Here is a 5,197-nt window from a genome sequence, read left to right as displayed (position 1 = left end):
CTCGTCGACGAACTAGAATCCAGCTAACCAACCAGTGTTGCGACGACCGCTGGAATTCGCCCTAGAACTCGCCTGGCAGAAGTGGCCCTGTTTTCAGTCGGCGTTAACACTGGACAGCATTTCGCGCTTGGCGCTGGGATCGTCCAGTGGTCTCGATATCCGGTGAGCAGTGGACTGGGGAACGGAGCACGGTGCCAGGACGGCGGATTGCCGGCTTCAGCCTCGAAGTCGTGAACACCGGCAACCAAACCACGCAGATCATGGCCGCGTACTGGCAGATTGATCGAGGTAACGGCCTGGATACTCACTTCACGGCATCGCACGGTGGTGGGGGCATTGATTCGCTCTTCGATGCCCCTGATCACGCGAACGCACCTACTCTTCCGTTCACGCTGGAGCGCTACGGTCGGTGCGCGTGGGACTTCGAGATGAGCCTCGACGGAGTCCAAAAGCAGGAAGCTATCATTCGTGCTCGTCCGGTGGTTCAGTTCACCTCGCGGAAGAGGACAGAGTTCGCGTATGGCGCTTGGCTGCCGTCTCAGATCGCCATGGAGGCGCGACGCCTTTCCGAGAAACGTGACACCCAAGCTACGCTCACGCACCGCCCACGAAACGCCAAATTCCTATGAGCGTGCCGCAGAGGGTTCGGCTTGCGGACGCTCCATTCCCACAGCGATTAGCCACCGGTGAGGGTTCGTTCATAAGAATCGATAGCCGCGGCCCGTATCCTCGACGATCCGCGACCCACTGGCAGACATGTGCCGCGTGAGCACCTCTCGTCCGACACGGATGACACCTGAGCGCTCTTTGTCTCCGCCTTCGCGCGGGTCCCACGACGCCGGGTACATCTCGCCACCCAGTTCAACCTTGATCTCAAACTTCGATTCGGGGAAGAGCTGCTTCGACTCTCGGGGGATACGGATCTGACCCGCGGCCAGGTCGGCGTCTGTTAGACCCTGAGTTCGACCGAAACCAGTGACGACGGCGGCGCCTTCCGTGCCTGTAGGGCCGCCTCGGCTTTCTGACACGTTCCTCGGTGCCTTGACACCGCGAAAACCGTGAATCTTGCGACGGCCTGTCGGGAAGGTCAGGTTCGCGAATGGCACCGGCGTCGCCGGGTCGATCAAAGAGCGACGGACGTCGCCCGCCAGACCCTCTACAAAGCGATCCACCATCGCAGCTTCGGCGACAGCAGGGGCATCGGCAGGCCCGTAATGAACCCAGAGTCGAGCGGTGTCGAGCATTTGGACCGGCCAGCCTCCTGCATGAGGACCCCGCGCGCCGATGGCAGTCTCGTAGAACTGGCCCACCCGCTGGTGAGTGCTCGTTCCGGCTAACCCGATGTAAACCACAGGCTCCCCGGCGGGCCACATAGCGTTGAGGCGATTGCCGACCTGCTGAGCATCGGCTTGATCGCCGTCGATGGTCGTCTCCGGACGAACCTCGAGAAGTGAATTGACCGCGGCTAAATCCAGGGGCACGCAGTCAGCCCTGCATTGTCATTACGGTTCGCGCTCGTGGACACGACGTACACCCCAGGGCCCGCGAGCGGCACCTCCTCTCCCCAGGAGACAGCGCCATCGTAGCGCACGCCGGCGTGTCGGAATAGCTCATGGACGGTTGTCATGATCGGTCCTCACCGGGCGGCCTCCCCGCTCCAGTCAGAGCTTAACCACGCCAATGGACATCCATCCTGCGCGACTCGTATCCCCTCTCAGCGCCGACGGAAACTATTGCCGTCCGTCCCCTCGTCCCGTATGACATTTCTCTGCGTTTAGGGGGCGAAGGGTCTGCCGGATCCGATCCTGAAGACGCCAATCACCGTCGTGTTGTCCGATGCGTAGGCCGAAATATCGAGGCAGGTTCCTTCATGCGCGTTCGTCCACTCGATCGTTCGGGCAGCACCTCCAGCTGAGCGTGGTCTCTTCTGGGCGGCTAGTCGGTCCGATAGTTATTCATCGACACGCGGGCTCGCCCAGCCGGTATTTAGCCGATCCTTCATACCCTTGGTGACGGAGTCCCCCCACTCCACAAGGATTGGCCCCGGCAGCTTCCTCACCTCCCCCGGGTGCAGCGAAGCCGGGGCTTTTTCGCGGCTCCCCCGAACCGGCCGGCTGCAGCTCCGAGACGCGTGCCGTTCGAAGCGGCGGCGCAACTGCAGCGGTGCAGTCATCTGACGCCTTCTTCGCTCTGACCGTGACGCAGTCGGGTTGGCGGCCCCAGTCAGAGATCAATCTGACTGGGGAAGCCATAGTCCCGGACCCCCCGGTATCCCCACATTGCATCGAGATGTTAATCTCGCCGGGACTTGTACGATCGTACAGTACTTTCGGGCTGGCTTTTGGGAGGTGATGGCTACGCTTGTACAGCACTGCTCGCGGATGCCGTCTGGATGTGGCCTCGTTCACGGAGTCAACACCACAGCGGGTCAGGCTCGGACTTTGGTTAATCTCTGGAGGCACGATTGGCACGCAACGATTCTCGGTCGGCGGAGATGCGCGAGCGCATTCTGGCCGCCGCTGCGGTTGAATTCGCCGACCGTGGTTACGCAGGTGCTTCGATTGGCCTCATCGCCGATGCGGCAGCGACTGGAAAGGGCCAGGTTCAGTACCACTTCAGCGCCAAGTCGGATATCGCCCTGGACCTCATAGGTTCCGCGTTTTCCCGAGCACCATTCGCCAACGTGCTCGACGATGCCCCGCCCGTTCACGGGATGGAAGCGATCGTCGCCTCGATCCGGGGCGTGGCCGACGCCTTCCAAAACGACGTTCGCGTGCGGGCCGCAGTGCGACTGATGCGGGAGTACCAACTGATCCCAGCCACCCTGCCAACACCGTATGTCGGCTGGGTCGCGCGCATCGGGCTGCTACTTCGCGAGGCCGAGGCCGCCGAAGAGATACCTGCCGGCCTGGACCATGACCAGGAGGCGTGGCACCTGGTCGCGTACTTCTACGGCGTGCAGGAAATCTCCAATCGACTCACGGAACGCGCAGACCTCCCCGAACGAATCGAAGAAATGCTCACACGCGCCCTCAAAACACTCGGCGTAAAGCATCCCAACAGGTTTACAGGGTAAGTGACACGCGCTCCTCCACTTCTGGGCATGTCGTACAAACGATCGTTTGCGATTCAGCGAGGATCCGCGTGCTGCGCGACGTATCGGTGTGATGCGAGATTTTCGCTGTCTATTTCGTTCGTTCAGCCAGATGCACGTCGACGATGTCACCGATCCGCTTGCCGACAGCATTTCGCAGGGCGGCGTTGAGGGAGAGGAAGTGGCCGCCCTGCCCGTCGGGCATGAGTGTTGCGGCGAACGGATGACCATCGATCGTTCCGTCGACCTTGATCGTGCGTCCGGTGCCAAAGAAGGTTTTTGACTTGGGAACTGCCACCACTGTCCACGAGGCGGGCATCGCTGGATGGGCCAACGGGCTCGAGAAGTGGAGCTCAGCTCGCTGGGCGGTCATCGAGCTGTTCCTCGGCTGAATTCGGCGAGTATGTCGGCCATCGCGAGGGGCTCCCACTCGTGGTCGGCGCCGGGCACCCGCACCCACTTCGCATCGGGAATGGCGGAGGCAATGGACTCTGCAGCGGGCACCATCACTTCGTCGTAGCTCTTCGTGCCTACCATTGCCAGCACTGGCACCTGTATGCGTTCGAACAACTGTGAGTGCGGTGCCGATTCCGCCCAGGCGAGCGAGTCGGCGTCAGGCTGCAGACTGTCGGCCTGAGTAATCATTGCCGGGATCGATTTCACGATCTCGAGGATCTCGGGCGGCATGTCGTGCATGTAGAGGTCGAGGGCGCGCTCCCGCTGTCCTGCGGCGAGAAGTTCGCGGAGGTCATTCGCCAGCTCTTTGGCACCGCTGTCCGGTGGGGCGAGGGGCGCTTCCCAGAGGGCGAGACCGGTCAAGGAGATCCTCTTCGTCGCGGCCAACAGCGCGAGTGAACATCCGGATGAGTGCCCGCAGAGCAGGGCGCTACCACCTGCCGCGTCTACCAGTGCAGAGATGGCGGCCAATTCGCGGTGAAGGGTGATCGGCCCGTCTGCGCGGCTGTCCCCTCGGCCCACTCGATCGTAGACAATGCTAGTTAAGCCCTTGTCGGCGAGGAGTTCCGCGGTCGAAGTAGTGACCGGGTCGATATCGCGCCACGGACCGGCGCCGGCGACGAAGATCACCGAAGGACCGGATCCGCGAAGATCGTAGGCGACACGGTCGTGCAGAGCGGTTGTCACAAGGCTGGACATGGACATCCTCATTTCGACGGAGTCAAACTAGACTGGACTGATCAGTTCCTCTGCGTTCTAAACTAGACTCATTAGTCCAGAAACTCAAACCCCGAAATGCGAGGACGCCATGAGCGAATCATTCGGATCGAGTTCGGCGCGCAAGCACCGTGCCATTCTCGAGGCCGCGGAAACACTTTTTCTCCGCGATGGCTATCTCGGCACCAGCATGGATGAGCTTGCAGAGCGATCCGGTGTGTCCAAGCAGACCGTGTACAAGCATTTTGGAAGCAAAGAGGTCCTCTTCGTTGAGCTCGTCACCACGATGACCGCGGGGGCCAGCGACAATCTCGACGAACTCGACAGCATTCCGGACGACGAAGCAGATCTCGCGCCCTACTTCATGCAATACGCCATGGACGAGATGCGAATCGTCATGACACCGAGGCTGCTCCGCCTACGACGCCTAGTGATCGGAGAGGTCAGCCGCTTCCCCGAACTAGCCCAAGCCCTATTCGAAAACGGTCCCCAACGATCGATCCAATCATTGGCCATCGTCATCTCCAAGCTCGCACAGCGCGGACTCCTGAGCGCACCGAGCCCAGCAGTAGCAGCCACGACCCTGAATTGGCTGGTACTCGCCGCGCTGGTCAACGAAGCCATGCTCCTGGGCGACGAGGCCATCCCGACTACCACCGCAATGAGGGCCCATGCAGCGGAGGCCACGCGCGTATTTCTCACCGCCTACGCCAACGATACCGGTCTCGACGATCTGCGCTGAGACTGACGAGGAAGACTGGGAACACGCAAGACCGGCCACAATGCGCCAACGCGATACCGCCGCTTAGCTTCGCGACTCGCTGGCCTTGACCCCGGTTGGTGGACACCTCACACGAGAGAATGTTCATCATGGGAAACACACGCCGCGAGTTCACTTCTGAACTCAAAGACGAGGCCGTCAAGCTGGTG

At 61.4% G+C, this 5,197-nt stretch carries 6 protein-coding genes; 3 read left to right on the top strand and 3 right to left on the bottom strand.

Annotated elements, in window-relative coordinates; all coding sequences use genetic code 11:
- Positions 1-230: 230 nt before the first annotated feature.
- A complete protein-coding gene (locus E3O47_RS13265; protein ID WP_134420834.1) occupies positions 231-629 on the top strand; it encodes a hypothetical protein in 399 nt (132 codons plus the stop codon).
- A gap of 69 nt (positions 630-698) precedes the next feature.
- Here the strand turns inward: E3O47_RS13265 and E3O47_RS13260 are convergent, their stop codons facing one another.
- On the bottom strand, positions 699-1,481 hold the full coding sequence (locus E3O47_RS13260; RefSeq protein ID WP_134420832.1) for a hypothetical protein: 783 nt from the start codon (positions 1,479-1,481) through the stop codon (positions 699-701).
- Between the two features lie 983 nt (positions 1,482-2,464).
- Here E3O47_RS13260 and E3O47_RS13255 point away from each other — a divergent pair.
- Complete coding sequence (locus E3O47_RS13255; RefSeq protein ID WP_134420830.1) at positions 2,465-3,076, top strand: TetR/AcrR family transcriptional regulator; 612 nt, start codon at positions 2,465-2,467, stop codon at positions 3,074-3,076.
- 109 nt (positions 3,077-3,185) lie between these two features.
- Here E3O47_RS13255 and E3O47_RS13250 read toward each other — a convergent pair whose 3' ends face one another.
- Positions 3,186-3,467 (bottom strand): DUF1905 domain-containing protein, encoded by a 282-nt coding sequence (locus tag E3O47_RS13250; protein ID WP_134420828.1) that lies wholly within the window; start codon positions 3,465-3,467, stop codon positions 3,186-3,188.
- Positions 3,464-4,249: an alpha/beta hydrolase gene (locus E3O47_RS13245; protein ID WP_134420826.1), complete on the bottom strand. Its 786-nt coding sequence runs from the start codon at positions 4,247-4,249 to the stop codon at positions 3,464-3,466. Before E3O47_RS13245 ends, E3O47_RS13250 begins: the two co-directional genes overlap by 4 nt.
- Positions 4,250-4,358: 109 nt before the next feature.
- On the opposite strand from E3O47_RS13245, the gene E3O47_RS13240 reads away from it, so the two are divergent.
- The gene (locus E3O47_RS13240) at positions 4,359-5,009 is read left to right on the top strand and encodes a TetR/AcrR family transcriptional regulator (protein ID WP_134420824.1); all 651 of its coding nucleotides are present in this window, start codon (positions 4,359-4,361) and stop codon (positions 5,007-5,009) included.
- The last annotated feature ends 188 nt before the right edge of the window (positions 5,010-5,197 follow it).

This window comes from Cryobacterium sp. TMT2-17-1, assembly GCF_004402765.1.
Classification (GTDB): Bacteria; Actinomycetota; Actinomycetes; order Actinomycetales; family Microbacteriaceae; genus Cryobacterium; species Cryobacterium sandaracinum.
Note: the sequence above shows the minus strand (reverse complement) of the source record. Positions and strands in the feature narration are given on the sequence as shown.

Excerpts from the sequence above, each read along its gene's own strand:
- E3O47_RS13250 (WP_134420828.1), bottom strand. The coding sequence starts at position 3,467 with ATGACCGCCCAGCGAGCTGAGCTCCACTTCTCGAGCCCGTTGGCCCAT.
- E3O47_RS13245 (WP_134420826.1), bottom strand. The coding sequence starts at position 4,249 with ATGTCCAGCCTTGTGACAACCGCTCTGCACGACCGTGTCGCCTACGAT.
- E3O47_RS13240 (WP_134420824.1), top strand. The coding sequence starts at position 4,359 with ATGAGCGAATCATTCGGATCGAGTTCGGCGCGCAAGCACCGTGCCATT.